The following is a 17,523-nucleotide window of genomic DNA, read 5'->3' on the forward strand; positions in this document are numbered from 1 at the left end:
TACGCCAAAATAAGATATATGTCAACAATTATTAAGAAATTTTCAAAAAAATATAGATGTAAAACATAAAAAAATGACGAAATATGTATATTAATGCTTGATAAAAACCTCGTTTGTGTAAGAAACTAAATAATTAAAAATTATCATATTTATTACCAATCTACTATATATATAGATAGTAGGTTTATAATAGGGGGGAATATGATTATGTCTATAGAGTTGATAAGAGAAAATATAGAATGCGAACAGCTCCTAGGGGAAAATATGGCGGATACAATAGTTAAAGGAGAGTATGTTATACCTGATACCCATCCAGATGTAGTGGAAATACTGACTGTAGAGTCAAAGCCTGTTATAACTAATAAAGAAGTGCAGCAGGATAAGATTTTAGTAGAAGGTGAGGTAAAGCATAATGTAATTTATAAGGCTCGCGAAGATGAAAAGCTTGGCATACACAATGTGACTTACAACAATAAATTCTCTAATCAAATAGAGTTAAAAGGTGCAGAACATAGAATGGATTGTGATGTTGAGTGTTACGTTGAACACATGGGATGCAACATACTAAATGAAAGAAAGGTAATGGTAGAAGGCATAGTAAAATTAAAAGCTGAAGTGTATAAAAATAATAACTTTCAAATAGTTAAGGATGTTGATGGAGATAAAAATGTTCAAATGTTAAAAAATACTTCTAAAATAGATAAAATTGTGGGAACTATAAAGGGTAACTTAGAAGCAGATATAAATTTAGCGGTTCCTGCAGATAAGCCTCAAATAGGTAATGTGTTAAAAACCAATATAAATCTAAAAAAGAAAAATATAAATATTATGGAGAATAAAATAAACGTAGAAGCTAATGCTGTTTTGTATGTTTTATATAGGGGTAAGGATACAACAGATATAGCTTGCTTAGAAAAAGAAGTGGTATTAAATAACGAATTTGAATTTGATGGAATCAATCCACTTATGGAGGGATTTACTGAATTTAATGTAGAGCCAGTAGAAATTGAAGTAAAGGAAGATGAAGCTGCGGAAAATAGAGTAGTTGAAGCAAAGGTTAATGTTAAAACATCTACAAAGGTTCTTAATAAAGAACAGATGGATGTTCTAGAGGACATATATTCACCTGATGCAATATTAAACATGAAAAAAGAAAGCTATGAACTTAATGACATGGTTGGAAATGTTAATACAGAAACAGTAGTTAAGGGAGATATTGAAATAGATAAAGAGTCTCCAAAGCCTGTTGAAGTAATTATGGCTAGTGGAAATGTATGTATTACTGATAAGAAAGTAATGGAGGAAAAGGTAGCAGTAGAAGGTGTAGTTAGGGCAGAAGTAATGTACAAGGTAGATGATGAAAATAAGTCTGTTGAAAATATAAGAGAAGAACTTCCATTTAGTGCTACAGTAGATATTTCAGGGTGTAAGCTTGATATGCAGGCTATAGCAAAGGCGCTTTTAGAGAATTTAGAAGCTTCTATAGAAGCTGGGAATATAGCCATAAAGGCGCTAATAGAATTGAATGTAAGAGTAAATGCGCCAGTTAATAAAGAATTCTTAGTAGAACTTGAATCCGTAGAAGATGAAGTTACAAAGAAAAAGTGCAGCATTACAATATATATTGTTCAAAAGGAAGATACATTATGGAAAATAGCTAAGAAGTATTTTACAACTATGGATGATTTAATGAAAATGAATGGTATTGACTCACCGGATATGGTTAAGCCAGGTGAAAAACTATTGATACCTGGAAGATTAGTATTCTGATAATAAATTATTTAAAACACAGCATGTTCTGTATTTGTACAGGAGGATGTTGTGTTTTTTTATTTTGCATGAATAAGTGGGTTTAAATTGGGAAAAATAAAAAATACCTGCGGAAAGAGGTGTTGAGTTTTGGAGGAAAGAATAAAAAGCAATTTAATAATAATAGGAGGAGCAGAGGATAAAGAAGGCGATAAGAATATATTAAAAGAAGTTTGTTCTCATATTGATAAGGATAAGGATGAATTGCTTATAGCAACAGTGGCATCAGGAGTACCAGAAGAATTAGGGGATCAATATAAATACATATTTTCTGGATTAGGGGTAAAGAATATAGCAATATTGAATGTTAAGGAAAGAAAAGATGCTTATGATGATTATCATGTGAATTTAATTTCAAGAGCTTCCATAGTATTTTTTACAGGTGGAGATCAATTAAGAATAACCAGTCTAATTGGAGGTACTCCTTTGTATAGAATGATGAAAAAGAGGTATGAAGAAGGGTGTATGTTTGTAGGGACTTCTGCAGGGGCTTCTGTTATGAGTGATACTATGATTGTGACAGGTCCTGAGGAAGAATCTCCAAGAAAATGTACTTTAAAAATGGCTCCTGGACTGGGTCTTATAAAAGGTGTAATAATAGATCAGCATTTTGCTCAAAGGGGAAGGATTGGAAGATTATTAGTAGGAATATCTGAAAATCCTGAAAGTATAGGAATTGGTATTGATGAAGATACTGCTATTATAGTTAATAGAGAAGCTCAATTTAGTGTAATAGGTTCTGGGGCTGTATATGTAATTGATGGAAGTGAAATTACTAAAACCAATGTTTCTGAGCAAAATCCAGATGAAATATTATCTATATGTAATATTAAAATGCACATATTAAAAAAAGATGATAAATATGATTTAAATAGGAGGACACCTTAGAAAATGAAAGTAATAGAGATAGCTTGGTATGAAGGTAGAAATATCTATAGTCATAGGCCTTGTATAAAATTAGATTTAGATTTAGAAGGATATAGTGATGTTCCAAGCAATAAGATAGAAAATTTTAATAGTGGATTGCTACAAATTTTGCCTGAATTAAGGGAACATAGATGTGGCATAGATGAAGAAGGTGGATTCGTAAAAAGATTAAATGAAGGTACATATCTAGCACATATTTGTGAACATATGATACTTGCTATTCAAAATAAATTAGGCATAGAGGCTAAATATGGAAAGGCAAGAGAAGTAAATGGGGACCACTATTACATAATTTATGAATATAAATATAAAAAGACAGGTATAGATACAGGTAAACTTGCAGTATCATTGATAAATTCACTTATAAAAAATGAAGATATTAATATGGATAAAGATATTAATAAGTTAAAGAATACTCTGATATCTGAAGAACTAGGGCCGAGTACACTTGCTATTTTAGAAGAAGCTAAAAAAAGAGGTATTCCTGCAATTAGATTGAATGAGGGTAGTGTATTTCAGTTAGGTTATGGCAGCACTTCTAAGTTAATAGAAGCTACTGTAAGCAGCAATACTGGATGCATTCCGGTGGATATTGCATGTGACAAGCTACTTACAAAAAATATCCTTCAAAGACAATGCATTCCGGTAGCAGATGGGGAAGAGGTGAAGAGTCCTATTCAAATGCTTATGCTTGCAGATAGAATAGGATTTCCAGTAGTATTAAAGCCTAGATTTGGCAATCAAGGCAAGGGAGTTTTGGTGAACCTAAGAAATGAGCAAGAATTAATAAAAGCATATAAGACTATAATTAAGGAATACAAGGAAATAATTATAGAAAAATATGTTGTAGGAAAAGACTATAGGGTTTGCGTGGTAGATGGTAAGGTAGTAGCAGTATCAGAAAGAATACCACCATATGTAACTGGAGATGGGAAGAGTACTATAGAACAGCTTATTGAGAAATTAAACAAAGATCCAAGAAGAGGAGAGGGACATGAAAAACCTCTAACTAAAATAAAGATAAATGATGAGCTAATAAACTATATATCAAAAAATTCATATTATCTAGAATCAATACCTGAAGAGGGAGAGAAAATATCGCTAAGAGAAAATGCTAATTTATCAACAGGGGGAGTAGCGGTGGATTACACCGATTCTATATGTGATGAGAATATAGATATATGTGTTAGAGCGGCAAAGGCTGTAGGTTTAGATATATGTGGTATAGATGTGTGCTGTACAGATATAAGTAAACCTATAGATGGTGTGATTATAGAAATAAATGCTGCACCAGGAATAAGAATGCATGAAATTCCATATGAGGGACAGCAAAGAAATGTATCAGGGGCTATAATCGATATGTTGTTTAAAAATGTAGAAAATCAAATTCCTGTTGTATCAGTTACAGGAACTAATGGAAAAACTACAACAACAAGATTAATATCTTATGTTTTATCCTTAGTGGGACATAGAACTGGAATGACTACTACAGGAGGAATATATGTAAACAATAAATGTATTAGTAAGGGAGATACAACTGGATATAATAGTGCGATGACGGTTCTTCTTAATAAGGATGTAGATGCGGCAGTGCTTGAGACGGCAAGGGGAGGAATAATTAGGAAAGGCCTAGCATATGATTTAGCAGATGTTGGGGTAATAACTAATATAGCATCAGATCATTTAGGGTTAGATGGAATAAATTCTATTGAAGAATTGGCATTTGTAAAATCCCTTGTAGGAGAAGCTGTTAAGGATGATGGCTACGTGGTATTAAATGCAGATGATAAAATGAGTATGAGCATAAGAAGTAGAATAAAAAGTAATATAATATTATTTTCTAAAGATAAGCATAACGAAGATGTATTGCAACATATAAAAAATGGAGGAAAGTCAATTTATATAGAAAATGACTACATTTGTCTAGAAAATAATGAAGGAATGACCCCTATAATCAAAGTAAAGGATATAAAAATTACAGTAGATGGTAAATTAGAATACAATATAGAAAATGCTATGGCTGCTTGTGCAGCACTTATAGGTTTAAATATAGATCTTAAACTTATAAGAAAGGGCATGAAAAATTTTTATCCGGATGAGGAACATAATCCGGGAAGATTTAATATGTATAGGATAAATGATATAACTGTAATATTAGATTATGGGCATAATATAGAAGGATATAAGGCTGTACTAGAAGGTGCAAAAAAACTAAGATGTAAGAGGCTCATAGGAATAATAGGAGTTCCAGGAGATAGAAAAGATGAAAATATATTAAGTTTAGGAAAGATATCGGGAGAAAATTTTGATTATATTTATATAAAAGAGGATGAAGATAGAAGAGGAAGAAAAGTGGGGGAAGTAGCAGAGCTTTTAGAACGAGGCGTACGACAAACTAATTTTAGTACTAAGAATGTAAATGTAGTATTAAATGAAAAAGATGCATTATTAGAAGCAATCAGAAACTCTAGAAAGGGAGATTTGATTATAGTATTCTTTGAAAAGTATGAACCATTATTAGATATTGTAAAAAATGAAATTAATATGAATAAGGACATAAATATTAAAGAAGTGTTAACGTGCGTATAAGCTATAAAATAAAGCAGCATTTTATAAAGGGATGCTGCTTTATTTTATAGCTTTCTTTTAATGGGTATATTATAATAAATTAATAAAAAACTTATACAAAGGGATTGAGGAATTATGAAATTAAAGGCTTATGCAAAAATAAACTTGTTCTTAGATGTTATAGGTAAAAGAGTCGATGGATATCATGATTTGGAAATGATTATGCAAACCGTAGATCTATGGGATGAAGTTGATGTTGAGAAGAGTGATGAGGGAATAGAATTAATCTGTGATAATGCTAATTTACCTAAAGATAAGGGCAATATTGCCTATAGGGCAGCAGAACTATTTATAAGGACTTATAATATAAATAGCGGAGTTAAGATTAAAATAAAAAAGAATATACCTGTAGAGGCGGGTCTTGCAGGGGGAAGTACTGATGGAGCTGCAGTAATTAAGATGCTTAATATAATATTCAATAAAAACTTATCTCAGGAAGAAATGATAAGTTTAGGAATGGAAATAGGTGCAGATGTTCCATTTTGCATAGTTGGAGGAACTGCTAAGTGTGAAGGAGTGGGGGAAATAATAAAGCCTTTAAAACCTTTAAGGGATTGTATTTTAGTGCTGGTTAAACCAAACTTTGGAGTTTCAACAAAAGAAGTATTTAATAAAATAGATAGCAAAATTTATGTTCATCCATCAATAGATAAAATTCTTAAAGGGATTGCTGAAGGAAACTTAACTAAAATAGGAAGTAGCTTAAATAATGTATTAGAGCAAGTAACCGTAGAACAAAATCCTATAATAGGAGACATAAAGGAAATGATTAAATCAAATGGTTCTCTTGGGACTTTGATGAGTGGAAGCGGACCTACAGTATATGGGGTTTTTGATGACTTACATAAAGCGAAAAATTGCTATAAGGAAGCTATAAAAAGTTATGATCAAGTATTTTTGACTAAAACAATTATACCGTAGATATAAAAAAGACTTAGGACTATATTAAGTATGTCCTAAGTCTTTTTATGTATAAATAAGATAATGATTAGAGAAAATAAGTAAAGCAAATTATTTATTTAAGTGAGGTTAACTATGAATATATTATTAGACTTATTGGAGCTATTCGATGGATATTTTTTAATACTTATCTTAATACAAAGTTTTGTATTATACATGTTAGATTATAACTACTTTAAAAGAGAAAATATGTGTAGAGCTACAAGACAATGTAAATCAATATCTTTTGTCAGTACTATAGTTGCTGCAGTACTTTATATAACTAGAATGATATTGCTATAAAGGAGGTGCGGATTATGAAAGAGGAAATAAGAAATAAAATTTACTCCAATTTAGATGAGAATATAGATTACATAAAGAGCTTGCTTAAGGATGTATCTGACATAGTATATAGAGAATTTTACATAGGAGAAAACAAAGCCACATTAATATATATAGATGGTATGGCAGACAAAATTCTTATAAACAATTTCGTGCTTGAGAGTTTAATGTTGGAGAAGACATCTATAAAGGTTGAGGATATTGAGAAAAGATTTCTGACTGTATCTGATATGAGAGAGGAAAAGGACTTAAGTAAAGCTGTAAATTCCATGATGTCTGGAGATACTATGTTATTCATTAATAATTTTACAGCTTGCTATGTTATAGCAACACGTTTTTGGCCAGCTAGAGGGGTATCAGAGCCATCTGGAGAAACTGTTGTCAGAGGTGGTAGAGATGGGTTTACTGAAACTATAAGATTTAATACAGCCCTTGTAAGAAGAAGGATAAGAGACACTCGTCTTAAAGTTATACCTAAAAGTCTAGGAAGTAGATCTAAAACTGATACAGTGATTATGTATATGGAAGATATAGCTGATAAAAATATAGTTGATGAGACTATGAAAAGAATAGAAAGAATAAGTATAGATTCTATACTAGATAGTGGATATGTTGAACAGCTAATAGAAGATAGTAAGTGGTCGATATTTCCTCAAGTACAAAGTACAGAAAGGCCGGATGTAGTAGCAAGCGCATTATATGAAGGAAGGGTAGCAGTATTAGTAGACAATTCACCCTTTGCGTTGATAGTACCTGCAACTTTACCGGTGTTTTTTCAATCTCCAGATGATTATTATCAAAGATGGGCATATGGAAGTATGTTTAGAATTATAAGATTAATTGCAGTATTTATGTCTCTTGTATTGCCAGCATTATATGTAGCAGTAACTTCTTTTCATGTATCCATATCTCCTACAAAACTTGCTTACTTTATTGCAGCCTCTAGGGAAGGTGTGCCTTTTCCAGCATTTGTAGAAACTATTATCATGGAAGTGAGTTTAGCGCTGCTTACGGAATCTACTGTAAGGTTGCCCAAACCTATTGGTTCAACTATAGGTATAGTAGGGGGATTAATTATAGGTCAAGCGGCAGTAAGCGCAGGAATAGTAAGTCCCATAATGATAATAATTATATCAATAACAACTTTAACCAATTTTACAACACCTAATTATGAAGTAGCTATGGCAATACGAATTATAAGATTTTTATTAATTATTGCGGCTTCATTTATAGGTTTATATGGAATAGTATTAGGTCTTATATTGTTATTGATTCATCTTATAAGGCTTAAAAGTTTTGGGATATCGTATTTATCACCACTTGTTAATCCTAATATAAGGGATTTTAAAGATGTATACATAAGATTACCTTGGGATTCATTTAAAGAAAGACCTAAGTATTTAAATACTAAGGATAAAATAAGGCAAAAGTAAAAGGGGTGAGAAAGTGATATGGATAATAAAAAATTCACAACAGGATATGGATTATTTTCTACAATTATAGTTACTTTATTGGGAGTTAATGTATTTTCATATCCTAGAGAACTTGCTGAGATAGTTGGAAATGATGGATGGATATCTATAATTATTAGTGGATTTATAGTATGGCCATTAAGTTATTTAATATATAAAATAATGAAAAATAATTCTTACAAGCACTTTGAGGAAATAATTGAGGGGACCTTTGGGAAAATACTAGGTAAAATAGTAGGACTAAGTTTTGTAATATATAGCGTTGTATTTTCAGCATTTGGTCTCAGAGTATTTGGAGAGGAAATAAAACTATACTTATTGGAAAGGACTCCAATAGAGTTTTTATTCTTAGTAACTATACTGGTTGGAAGTTATTTAATTAGAGCAGAGGTAGATAACTTAGTGAAATTTAATGAAGTTTCATTTTGGCTTATGTTTATACCAATTGGAGTAGTGTTTATGGTGTGTTTATACAATGTGGATTTTACTAATCTATTGCCTGCATTCGATGCTAAACCAATTAAATATATAACTAGTTTAAATACATCGATAATTAGATATGGTGGATTGTCGATACTATTCTTAATTCTTCCTTTGGTAAAAGAGCAAGTAAATACAAAGAAGGCTATAAAAAGAGGAATTATATTTACAACAGTATTTTATTTGATTACCTTTGTTCTTACAGTAGCTACATTCGGGGAAAAACAAGTTTCAATTCTATTATGGCCAGTTGTAAGTATGATAGGAAATATAAATATACCAGGCTCGTTTATAGAAAGATGGGAAGGGATATTTATGAGTATATGGATTATTTTTTATATGACTACCTTTGTAAATCAGTATTATTTTGCTGCGGATATGACAAAAAGGATATTTAATTTAGAGGACATAAAACTAGGGGCAGCGATAATTATACCTTTAACATATCTTGTTGCTCTATATCCTAAAAATGTTCAAGATGTATCTGAAATATCTTCGCTCGTCAGTCCTATATTATTTCTTATAAATATAGTACTGATTCCTCTTGCGCTGCTTATCTTTAAACCTAGAAAAAGGAGGGGGGATATAAATGAGAAGCCGCAATAAGCTTTTATTAACACTTTTATTAAGTATGAGTATATTACTTAATGGTTGTTGGGATAAAGTTGAAATAGATAGAAGATACTTTATTTCTACCATAGGAATAGATATAGGGACAGATATAGGAAAGATAGATGAACTTAAAAAAATAAAGCCTGGAGATCCATTTGCAGAGGTTGATATTAAAAAGCTAAGTGTATCCTACAATTTTCCGGATATAAGTCAGTTGGGACCGCAACAAGGAGGAGTTGCAGAAACAAAGACAATAACTACGGAAGCTTATTCCATGGAGGACGCTATATCTAAAGCTATAGAAAAAAGTAGCAGAAGTATAAGTTTTGCGCACACAGAAATGATTTTGTTAGGAAGTGAGTTTTTTGCACATCCTGATGTAGCAAAGGAAGTTGTGGATTATCTCCAAAGACAACCATCCTTAAATAGGACTATGCTAGTTATTATGACCCTTGGAAAAGTAGAAGATTTCTTGAAATATAAACCTGAGATGGAGAAGAGTTTAGATAACTATCTCCAAGGACTTATAAAAGGGAGCGATAGAAAAATTGGTGTAATACCAATAACCTTGGATGAATTTCTGAATGATTTAATTACATCTGGAAATGTTACTGTTCCTTGTATATCGTTAGATAGAGAAAAGAATGAACTTAAACTTGCAGGAACAGGTATAGTAAAAAATTATAAGATGGTAGATACATTATCAGTGGATATGACTGAAGATATTCAAATTTTACAGGGTAAGCTTAAAAGAGGAAAGAGAGTGGTATATAAGGAAGGTCACCCTATTGATTTTGAAATAGAAGGAATTGAGAAGAAAATAAAAGTTAAGGAAAATGATGATAAATTGGAGTTTGATATTAATTTAAATTTAGAAGGAGAGATTAAAGGATATTATGTTGGAAAGGAAGTGCTTTCTAGAACGTTTATTGAGGAACTAGAAAATAACTTGGGTAAATCATTGAAGAATGAAAACGAAAGGCTTGTAAAAGCACTTCAAAGTAAATACGAATCAGATCTATTGGATCTTAGGGAATATGTTCAAAAGTTTCACCCGTTTATATGGAATAAAGTTAAGGATAATTGGGGTGAGGTATATAAAAGTGCTAAGGTAAATGTAAACTGTGTAGTTAATGTGAGAAGAATAGGTCAAGTAAAATAAAAAAATATAAATAAGTGATTATTTAAAAAAATACTGGTAATAATAGCTAGTACAGTAGGGGAAAAGTTTAGATATATTAGGGGGAAAAAATTATGAAAAAAACTTTTATAGCTATTATTACTATATTTTTAGCATTTATAACTATAAGTATTTATGGATCTGAATTTAAGACAAGCTTTATGCAAAAGCGAATTGCAGACAAGCTTATAAGGTTTCATGTAATAGCAAATAGTGATTTAAATTATGATCAAAAGCTTAAGTTAAAAGTAAGAAATGAAGTGTTAAAATATATGACACCTAAACTCAAAAATTCAAAGAGTATAGATGAATCAAGAAAGATAATAACTGAAAACGATAATGAAATAAGAAAAATATCAGAAAGAGTAATAAAAGAAAGTGGATATAAATACACATTGAACACAACTTTATCCCATGAAAATTTTCCAGTTAAGACTTATGGAAGTATAACCTTGCCAGCAGGAAATTATGAAGCATATAGAATAATAATAGGGGAAGGTAAGGGGCAGAATTGGTGGTGTATTATGTTTCCGCCATTATGCTTTGTAGATATTACAAAAGGAAACATAGCACAAAAGGAAACAGAAAAAGAAATGAAAGCTGTATTTACAGATGAAGAATATAAGTCTGTAGATAATACTGTAAAAAACAATGATACAGATAAAAGCAAGAGAAATAAAGAGAACTCTAAAGATGAAAATAAGATAGTTGTTAAATTTAAGTTATTTGAGCTGATAAAAGAAGTGTTTAATATATGAGTTGAATTTACTTAATTAAAGTATAAGTTAATATTCTAAAATAAAGGTCAATGGCATAATTCGATAGAATTTACCATTGACCTTTATTTTAAAGAACTTTTATCTAGTAGGCTTTTCAATATATCATATAAGTTTTCGCCGACATGTGGGTTTGAAAATTCTCTGCAATTATCTTTCATTTCCTGAAGTTTTGCCTCGTTCGAAATTAGATAATCTATAGCATCTATACAATTCTTGCTTTCGCTTAAGTTTATAGCAAGATTATATTTTAACAGGAACTCTGCATTTTTTTCTTCTTGGCCTGGTATTGGAGAAAATATTGCGAGAGGAACTCCGCATATTAAAGCTTCTGTAACAGTGAGTCCACCAGGTTTGGAAATAAGCAAGTCACAAGCTTGCATATACTTGTTTACATTATCTGTAAAGCCAATGATATAAGTAGGCTTCGTCTGAAAATTATCCCTAATTTTAATGAGTTCATCATATAGCCTTTTGTTCCTACCTGTAACTATTATTATCTGTATGTCTTTATCTAGAAATAAAAGCTTTTTGTATATATTCTCTATTTTACCAATACCTAAGCTGCCTCCCATAATGAGAATGGTCTTTTTATTTGGGGAAAGTCCTATATCTTCTAGAGTTTTTGCAGAATCATATTTTTTAAAAAACTCAGGCTTAATAGGTATTCCTATATTGTATATAGTATCTCTATCTATTCCCTTAGACACCATCTCGTTAGCCATATCTGAATTTGAAACTATATAGGCATCTATATAAGGATGAAGCCAAAAGCTATGACAAGCATAATCAGTTATTACAGAAACTGTTGGTAAGTTTTTCTTATGCTTCATCTTTATAATGGATATCATTTCTGTAGTAAATGCATGAGTAGAAATTAAGATATCCGGTTTAAACTCATCTATAAGAGGTATTAGTTTATAAGTTAATATTTCATTTATTTTAGCACTTAAGTTTGCAATCCCGTAGTCTGATTCAGAATAATCATAAAGCTTGCCAAATAGATTAGGAGATAGTTTTATAGTTTTTAGATATCCTCCTATTACAACTTTATCTATTAAGGGATTTATGTATCTTATTGTATCTATTATTTTTACTTCACTATTATTATCGTAAATATCAATATAGGATTTTACTGCTTCAGCTGCACGTTTATGCCCTCCGCCTGCGGATACTGAAAAAATCAAAGCTTTCATTATCTAAGTATGTCCCCTTCCTGTAAAACTCCTAAAATTAGCAAAAACTCACATTAGATATTGTACACTATTTTAACTAAAAATATAAGTAACTAACAATATGATTTAATAGTTAGATAACTTTATTACAAATACATTATACCACACAAGTAAAGGGGAGTCTTTTAAATTTAGGTAATGAATAACTATAAAGGTTATTACAGATAATAAAAAAGAAATTTATCCAGATAGGAGGTATTGGTATGAAGATAAGAAATAAAAGAGTGTTGTATACAATAATAGTAACACTAATAGTAGTTTTTTCTACTACATTTGCCATATTAATGACGTTGGAAAGAACAGATTATAGAAACTATCTACAAGCAGAGTATAGTAAAAATATGTATGAGCTTATAAACTCTGTGCAAAATATAAGAGTAAATTTGGGTAAGTCAGCTATAGTAGGGTCTAGGGAACAAAGTATAATTGTTTTTGGAGATATATTTAGAAATGCAGCTATTGCTAATGATAAGCTACATTCTTTACCTATAGAACAACAAACGATACAGAACACTAGCAAGTTTTTATCTCAGGTAGGAGATTTTTGTTATTCATTAGGGAAAGCAGCATCTCAGGGTAAAGAGTTAGAGGAAAAGGATTATAATACTATAGAATTGCTTAAAAATAAATCTTTTCAATTAGAAGCATCATTAAATGAAGTTGCAAATGATATTAACAGCGGAAGAGTAAAGTGGGGAGAAATAAGAAAAAAGGTTTCTGGAGTGCTAGCAAAGAATGGTGAAGAAACTATAGTAGAAAAGTTTTCATCTATACAGAAACAAGTAGCACAATATCCTGCCCTAATATATGATGGGCCATTCTCTGATAACGTACAAGACATAAAACCCAGGATAAGTTCGGAAAGGGAAGTTTCAAAAGAAGAAGCACAAGGGGTAGCTGAAAAGGCAATAGGGAAAAATAGAATAGAAAATATAACTTTAAAGGAAGAACAGACAAGAGCAAAGATTCCTACATATTCCTTTGATATAATATTAAAGGGAAGAGATGAAAAGTCTAAAGTAGTATGTGATATAAGTAAGAAAGGTGGGAAAGTAGTATATGTACTAGATTATAGACAAGTGAAAACAGCAAGTATATCTAAGGAAAAGGCAATGGAGTTGGGGAGAAACTATTTGCAAGGGTTAGGATATGATAATATGTATCCAACATATGCATTAAATTATAATAATACCTTAATAGTAAATTATGTTTATAAACAAGGTGATATAATAGTATATCCTGATCAAATAAAAGTTAAAATGGCATTAGATGATGGAAAAATAATAGGTGTAGAGGCGGAAAAGTATCTTATATCACACTTAGAAAAAAGAAATATAGAAAATCCTAAGATTACACAAGAAGTTGCAAAACAAAGGGTTGGAAAAAAATTAAATGTAAAATCTGTAAATCTTACTATTGTGCCAACTGAAGTAAATACAGAGGCATTGTGCTACGAATTTTTAGGAGCATATAATGGAGAAAGCTTTATAGTATATATAAATGCAAATACAGGTTTTGAACAGAGAATAATACAAATAATAAACACTCCTAATGGTGAACTTACTATGTAAAATATAATAAAAAATTATTGATTAAATACATAAAAAAAATTAAACTATTCATAGTGAGTATTTACATTTTTAAATAATATATTAAAATAGTATAGTATGATATTATAATACTCCGATGATGTATATTTTCCAATTATTTTAAGAGGAGATGGAATAATGAATAAAATAGCTATTCTTTTTGGGGGAAAATCAACAGAACATGAGGTATCTAGAGTATCGGCAGCATCAGTACTTAGAAATATAGATAGTTCTAAATATGAAATACGTGTAGTAGGAATTACAAGAGAAGGAAGCTGGTATGAATACCTGGGTTCTATAGATAATATAGAAAGTGGATTATGGGAAAAAGATAATGAAAATAAAAAGGAGAACGCTCAAAATATACTGTTTAATAAAGAAGTTGATGTAGTGTTTCCTGTAATGCATGGTTTATATGGAGAAGATGGAACAATTCAAGGATTATGTAAGCTTGTTGGAATACCTTTTGTAGGACCGGGGGTTCTATCATCATCATTATGTATGGATAAAGTCTATACTAAGTATGTTCTAGAAAACTTCGGAATAAAACAAGCTAATTATGTAGTTGTTACAGAGTATAATTATAATAAAAATAAAGATGAATTAATAGAAAATATAGAAAGCAAGCTTGGATATGATGTGTTTATAAAACCATCTAACAGTGGATCTTCAGTAGGCATAACTAAGGCTCATAATAGACAAGAGCTTATAACTGGTCTAGAAGAAGCCCTAAAGTATGATAGAAAAATACTTGTAGAAGAGGCTTTAAACGCAAGAGAAATAGAAGTAGCTGTACTTGGAAATGATGAACCTCAGGGTGCTGTGCCAGGAGAAATAATACCTGCAAAGGAATTCTATGATTTTGAAGCGAAATATCAAAATGAAGCTTCAAAGCTTTTAATACCAGCTAATTTGTCAGACGAAAAGTTACAAGAAATAAAAGAATTAGCTATAAAAATATATACATTATTGGATTGTCAAGGAATGTCTAGAGTAGATTTTCTAATGGATAAGGAAACAGGAGAAGCTTATTTCAATGAAGTAAACACATTACCTGGATTTACTCAAATAAGTATGTATCCTAAGCTTTGGGAGGCTTCAGGTAAAAAGTATTCACAGCTTATAGATGAATTAATTGAACTTGCAATAGAAAGAAATAATAAATAAAGGGTGATGAATATGACAAGAGCATTAGCGATGATGTCAGGTGGGTTAGATAGTACACTTGCTGCTAAACTAATAAAAGAACAAGGTATAGATGTAATAGGAATATGCTTTAGATCAAATTTCTTTAATGAAAAAAATGCTTTAAGAATGGCAGAACAAATAGAAATACCGTTACATGTAGTAGACTTTTCTGATGATCATTTGAGAATAGTAAAAAATCCTAAGCATGGTTATGGAAAGAATATGAATCCATGTGTGGATTGCCATGCTTTAATGATGACTTATTCCGGAAAACTTTTAGAAGAACTTAATGCAGACTTCATAATAACAGGAGAGGTATTAAATCAAAGGCCTATGTCTCAAAACCGTTCTGCATTAGATATAGTAAAAAATGAATCAGGATATAGTGATAAGATATTAAGACCATTATGTGCTAAGAATTTACTTCCTACAGAAATGGAGCTAAATGGTTTAGTAGATAGAGAAAAGCTTTTAGATATTTCCGGAAGAAGTAGAAAAGTTCAAATGGAACTAGCCGAAAAGTGGGGCGTAGTTGATTATCCATCTCCTGCTGGTGGATGTAAGTTAACAGAACCTAACTATTCTAAGAGATTGAAGGAACTATTGGAATATAATAAAGAACCAAGTTCATCAGAATTATATCTTTTGAGAATAGGTAGACACTTTAGAGTTACACCTAATTGTAAGATAATATCTACCAGAACATTAGATGAAGCAAATTCTATAAAAGAATATTTAAATTATGAAGACTTAATATTTTTTGCTGAAGATTATAATGGATCTATGGTAGTACTTATTGGGAAGCCTACTAATGAGGATATAGAGATGGCAGCTAAGATAACTGCAAGATATTCTAAAGGAAAAGATAATCCTAAGGTGGTAATAAAGTATGGTAATTTTTCTAAAGAATTAAATAATCATATAACTGTTACTCCAGCTACTGATGAAGAAATAAATAAATATATAATATAAGTTTCGTAATAGTTATATGAAGAGGTGGTTGTTCTAATGCTAAAGGAAGTACTTATTACTGTTAAAAGTACTCAGGATAATGATGAAAAAAACTCCATTGAGGTAATTTCTGTTGGTAAATTTGCTAAAATGGAAGGGCTTTATCGTGTAGTATATGAAGAAACTGAAATATCTGGGATGGAAGGTACCACTACTCATTTTAAGATTTACCCTGATGAAAAAAGGATGATTCTTTTGAGAATGGGAAGTACAGACGCTAGAATGGAGTTTGAAAATAGAAAAAAACATGTATGCCTTTATGATACTCCCTATGGTGTTTTAGAAATTGCCATAACAACTAATGATTTGAAAATTGATATAAACGATGATGGAGGAAAAATCCGCATAGATTATGAAATGAGCGTATCGGGTCAAAAGCCTATTCGCACTATTTTGTCCATAGATATAAGACCTCAATAGAATACTCTATTGAGGTTTTTTTATATATAATGGTAAAATAAGGTTTAAAAATAAAAAATATGGGCATTAATGTAAGTAAATATTTAAGGAAGGTAGTTGAATATAAATGAATTATTTTTTTGATAGACATAATAGATATAAAAATATAATAGAGTTTTTATGTCAATATAAAGGCGTAAGTGAAGGAGAACTTTTCAAAATACTAGAGGATGAAGATTGTAAGTATTTGTTAGCCTTGCTATTAAAAAAGTATGAATGTTTAAATCAACAAGAATTTCATGAAAACTTTCCTTCAAGCAAGGTAAATTTTAAAGAATACATGAAGAATGCAGAGGAGAAAATGCTTTTTAATAAAAGAATAAGGGACATGTATTTTGAAGCAGAAGAGCTATTGGATAAGAAAGTGAAATAGTAATATACTAAAAAGAAGGAATTTTATAATATTTATAGAAATGTTATAAATGCTATAATTTTAGTTATTTTAAAATTTTTGGAGATGAAAAAAATGATAAATTCAAATATTACTATAGCTTTAAAAAACCATATGATTAAATATGAGATAAGAGAAATTTCCATATTTAAATTAAGCTCTTTAAAATATGAAGTTGACTCTATTAAAGATGTAAGTATAGAAGATAGGCAAGTATGTTTGGAAATTGTATGCCCACTTTGCGGACGAAATCATCAGTATGAATATAGTATTCAAGAATTTCTGAATTCTAAATTAATAGTAGGTGGATGTAAGGAGATTTATATACCATTATTTTATATAGGAAATCATAAAAAGGTTATAGAAAAGGTTAAGTTATTTAATAGTACTAATAATAAGATTTATGCATTATTATAAAGATATTTAAATACCACTCTAATAATATTAATGCTTAAAGTTTTTCTGGATAAAGTTCATAAAATAGG

General features: G+C 30.3%; 16 protein-coding genes. 15 read left to right on the forward strand and 1 reads right to left on the reverse strand.

What is annotated here, in order from left to right:
* Positions 1-207: 207 nt before the first annotated feature.
* The 9 genes from DP68_RS00340 to spoIIR all read left to right on the forward strand — a co-directional run bounded on the left by DP68_RS00340 (position 208) and on the right by spoIIR (position 11,147).
* Positions 208-1,770 (forward strand): SPOCS domain-containing protein, encoded by a 1,563-nt coding sequence (locus DP68_RS00340; protein ID WP_035304677.1) that lies wholly within the window; start codon positions 208-210, stop codon positions 1,768-1,770.
* A 129-nt stretch (positions 1,771-1,899) separates the two neighbouring features.
* The gene (locus DP68_RS00345) at positions 1,900-2,697 is read left to right on the forward strand and encodes a cyanophycinase (RefSeq protein ID WP_035304679.1); all 798 of its coding nucleotides are present in this window, start codon (positions 1,900-1,902) and stop codon (positions 2,695-2,697) included.
* A 3-nt stretch (positions 2,698-2,700) separates the two neighbouring features.
* Positions 2,701-5,325: a cyanophycin synthetase gene (gene cphA, locus DP68_RS00350; RefSeq protein WP_035304682.1), complete on the forward strand. Its 2,625-nt coding sequence runs from the start codon at positions 2,701-2,703 to the stop codon at positions 5,323-5,325.
* 114 nt (positions 5,326-5,439) lie between these two features.
* Entirely contained in the window at positions 5,440-6,285 is an 846-nt protein-coding gene (ispE, locus tag DP68_RS00355; RefSeq protein ID WP_035304684.1) for a 4-(cytidine 5'-diphospho)-2-C-methyl-D-erythritol kinase, read from the forward strand.
* 114 nt (positions 6,286-6,399) lie between these two features.
* Positions 6,400-6,606: a CLC_0170 family protein gene (locus DP68_RS00360; RefSeq protein WP_035304686.1), complete on the forward strand. Its 207-nt coding sequence runs from the start codon at positions 6,400-6,402 to the stop codon at positions 6,604-6,606.
* 14 nt (positions 6,607-6,620) lie between these two features.
* Positions 6,621-8,078 carry a spore germination protein gene (locus tag DP68_RS00365; protein WP_035304688.1) on the forward strand — a complete coding sequence of 486 codons (1,458 nt, stop codon included), beginning with the start codon at positions 6,621-6,623 and terminating at the stop codon, positions 8,076-8,078.
* Between the two features lie 18 nt (positions 8,079-8,096).
* Positions 8,097-9,203 (forward strand): endospore germination permease, encoded by a 1,107-nt coding sequence (locus tag DP68_RS00370; protein WP_035304690.1) that lies wholly within the window; start codon positions 8,097-8,099, stop codon positions 9,201-9,203.
* Positions 9,187-10,371, forward strand: coding sequence for a Ger(x)C family spore germination protein (locus tag DP68_RS00375; RefSeq protein ID WP_035304691.1), 1,185 nt, complete (start codon positions 9,187-9,189; stop codon positions 10,369-10,371). The genes DP68_RS00370 and DP68_RS00375 overlap by 17 nt, the downstream gene beginning before the upstream one ends.
* A 92-nt stretch (positions 10,372-10,463) precedes the next feature.
* Entirely contained in the window at positions 10,464-11,147 is a 684-nt protein-coding gene (spoIIR, locus tag DP68_RS00380) for a stage II sporulation protein R (protein WP_035304692.1), read from the forward strand.
* Positions 11,148-11,230: 83 nt separating this feature from the next.
* Here the strand turns inward: spoIIR and DP68_RS00385 are convergent, their stop codons facing one another.
* Positions 11,231-12,361 (reverse strand): glycosyltransferase, encoded by a 1,131-nt coding sequence (locus DP68_RS00385; RefSeq protein ID WP_035304693.1) that lies wholly within the window; start codon positions 12,359-12,361, stop codon positions 11,231-11,233.
* A gap of 242 nt (positions 12,362-12,603) precedes the next feature.
* On the opposite strand from DP68_RS00385, the gene ypeB reads away from it, so the two are divergent.
* The 6 genes from ypeB to DP68_RS00415 all read left to right on the forward strand — a co-directional run bounded on the left by ypeB (position 12,604) and on the right by DP68_RS00415 (position 17,455).
* Positions 12,604-13,971, forward strand: a complete 1,368-nt coding sequence (ypeB, locus tag DP68_RS00390; RefSeq protein ID WP_035304694.1) for a germination protein YpeB — start codon at positions 12,604-12,606, stop codon at positions 13,969-13,971.
* 153 nt (positions 13,972-14,124) lie between these two features.
* On the forward strand, positions 14,125-15,156 hold the full coding sequence (locus tag DP68_RS00395) for a D-alanine--D-alanine ligase family protein (protein WP_291546822.1): 1,032 nt from the start codon (positions 14,125-14,127) through the stop codon (positions 15,154-15,156).
* A 12-nt stretch (positions 15,157-15,168) separates the two neighbouring features.
* Entirely contained in the window at positions 15,169-16,149 is a 981-nt protein-coding gene (locus tag DP68_RS00400; RefSeq protein WP_035304697.1) for a DUF814 domain-containing protein, read from the forward strand.
* Between the two features lie 36 nt (positions 16,150-16,185).
* Entirely contained in the window at positions 16,186-16,608 is a 423-nt protein-coding gene (locus DP68_RS00405; protein WP_035304699.1) for a DUF1934 domain-containing protein, read from the forward strand.
* A 106-nt stretch (positions 16,609-16,714) separates the two neighbouring features.
* Positions 16,715-17,020, forward strand: a complete 306-nt coding sequence (locus DP68_RS00410) for a hypothetical protein (protein WP_035304701.1) — start codon at positions 16,715-16,717, stop codon at positions 17,018-17,020.
* 93 nt (positions 17,021-17,113) lie between these two features.
* On the forward strand, positions 17,114-17,455 hold the full coding sequence (locus tag DP68_RS00415; protein WP_035304703.1) for a hypothetical protein: 342 nt from the start codon (positions 17,114-17,116) through the stop codon (positions 17,453-17,455).
* The last annotated feature ends 68 nt before the right edge of the window (positions 17,456-17,523 follow it).

Origin of the sequence: Clostridium sp. HMP27, assembly GCF_000765165.1 — a bacterium.
Taxonomy (GTDB): domain Bacteria; phylum Bacillota; class Clostridia; order Clostridiales; family Clostridiaceae; genus Clostridium_AK.

What these genes read in the sequence shown, in the direction of transcription:
- DP68_RS00340 (WP_035304677.1), top strand. Translation starts at nt 208, where the DNA reads ATGTCTATAGAGTTGATAAGAGAAAATATAGAATGCGAACAGCTCCTA.
- cphA (WP_035304682.1), top strand. Translation starts at nt 2,701, where the DNA reads ATGAAAGTAATAGAGATAGCTTGGTATGAAGGTAGAAATATCTATAGT.
- ispE (WP_035304684.1), top strand. Translation starts at nt 5,440, where the DNA reads ATGAAATTAAAGGCTTATGCAAAAATAAACTTGTTCTTAGATGTTATA.
- DP68_RS00360 (WP_035304686.1), top strand. Translation starts at nt 6,400, where the DNA reads ATGAATATATTATTAGACTTATTGGAGCTATTCGATGGATATTTTTTA.
- DP68_RS00365 (WP_035304688.1), top strand. Translation starts at nt 6,621, where the DNA reads ATGAAAGAGGAAATAAGAAATAAAATTTACTCCAATTTAGATGAGAAT.
- DP68_RS00370 (WP_035304690.1), top strand. Translation starts at nt 8,097, where the DNA reads ATGGATAATAAAAAATTCACAACAGGATATGGATTATTTTCTACAATT.
- DP68_RS00375 (WP_035304691.1), top strand. Translation starts at nt 9,187, where the DNA reads ATGAGAAGCCGCAATAAGCTTTTATTAACACTTTTATTAAGTATGAGT.
- spoIIR (WP_035304692.1), top strand. Translation starts at nt 10,464, where the DNA reads ATGAAAAAAACTTTTATAGCTATTATTACTATATTTTTAGCATTTATA.
- DP68_RS00385 (WP_035304693.1), bottom strand. Translation starts at nt 12,361, where the DNA reads ATGAAAGCTTTGATTTTTTCAGTATCCGCAGGCGGAGGGCATAAACGT.
- ypeB (WP_035304694.1), top strand. Translation starts at nt 12,604, where the DNA reads ATGAAGATAAGAAATAAAAGAGTGTTGTATACAATAATAGTAACACTA.
- DP68_RS00400 (WP_035304697.1), top strand. Translation starts at nt 15,169, where the DNA reads ATGACAAGAGCATTAGCGATGATGTCAGGTGGGTTAGATAGTACACTT.
- DP68_RS00405 (WP_035304699.1), top strand. Translation starts at nt 16,186, where the DNA reads ATGCTAAAGGAAGTACTTATTACTGTTAAAAGTACTCAGGATAATGAT.
- DP68_RS00410 (WP_035304701.1), top strand. Translation starts at nt 16,715, where the DNA reads ATGAATTATTTTTTTGATAGACATAATAGATATAAAAATATAATAGAG.
- DP68_RS00415 (WP_035304703.1), top strand. Translation starts at nt 17,114, where the DNA reads ATGATAAATTCAAATATTACTATAGCTTTAAAAAACCATATGATTAAA.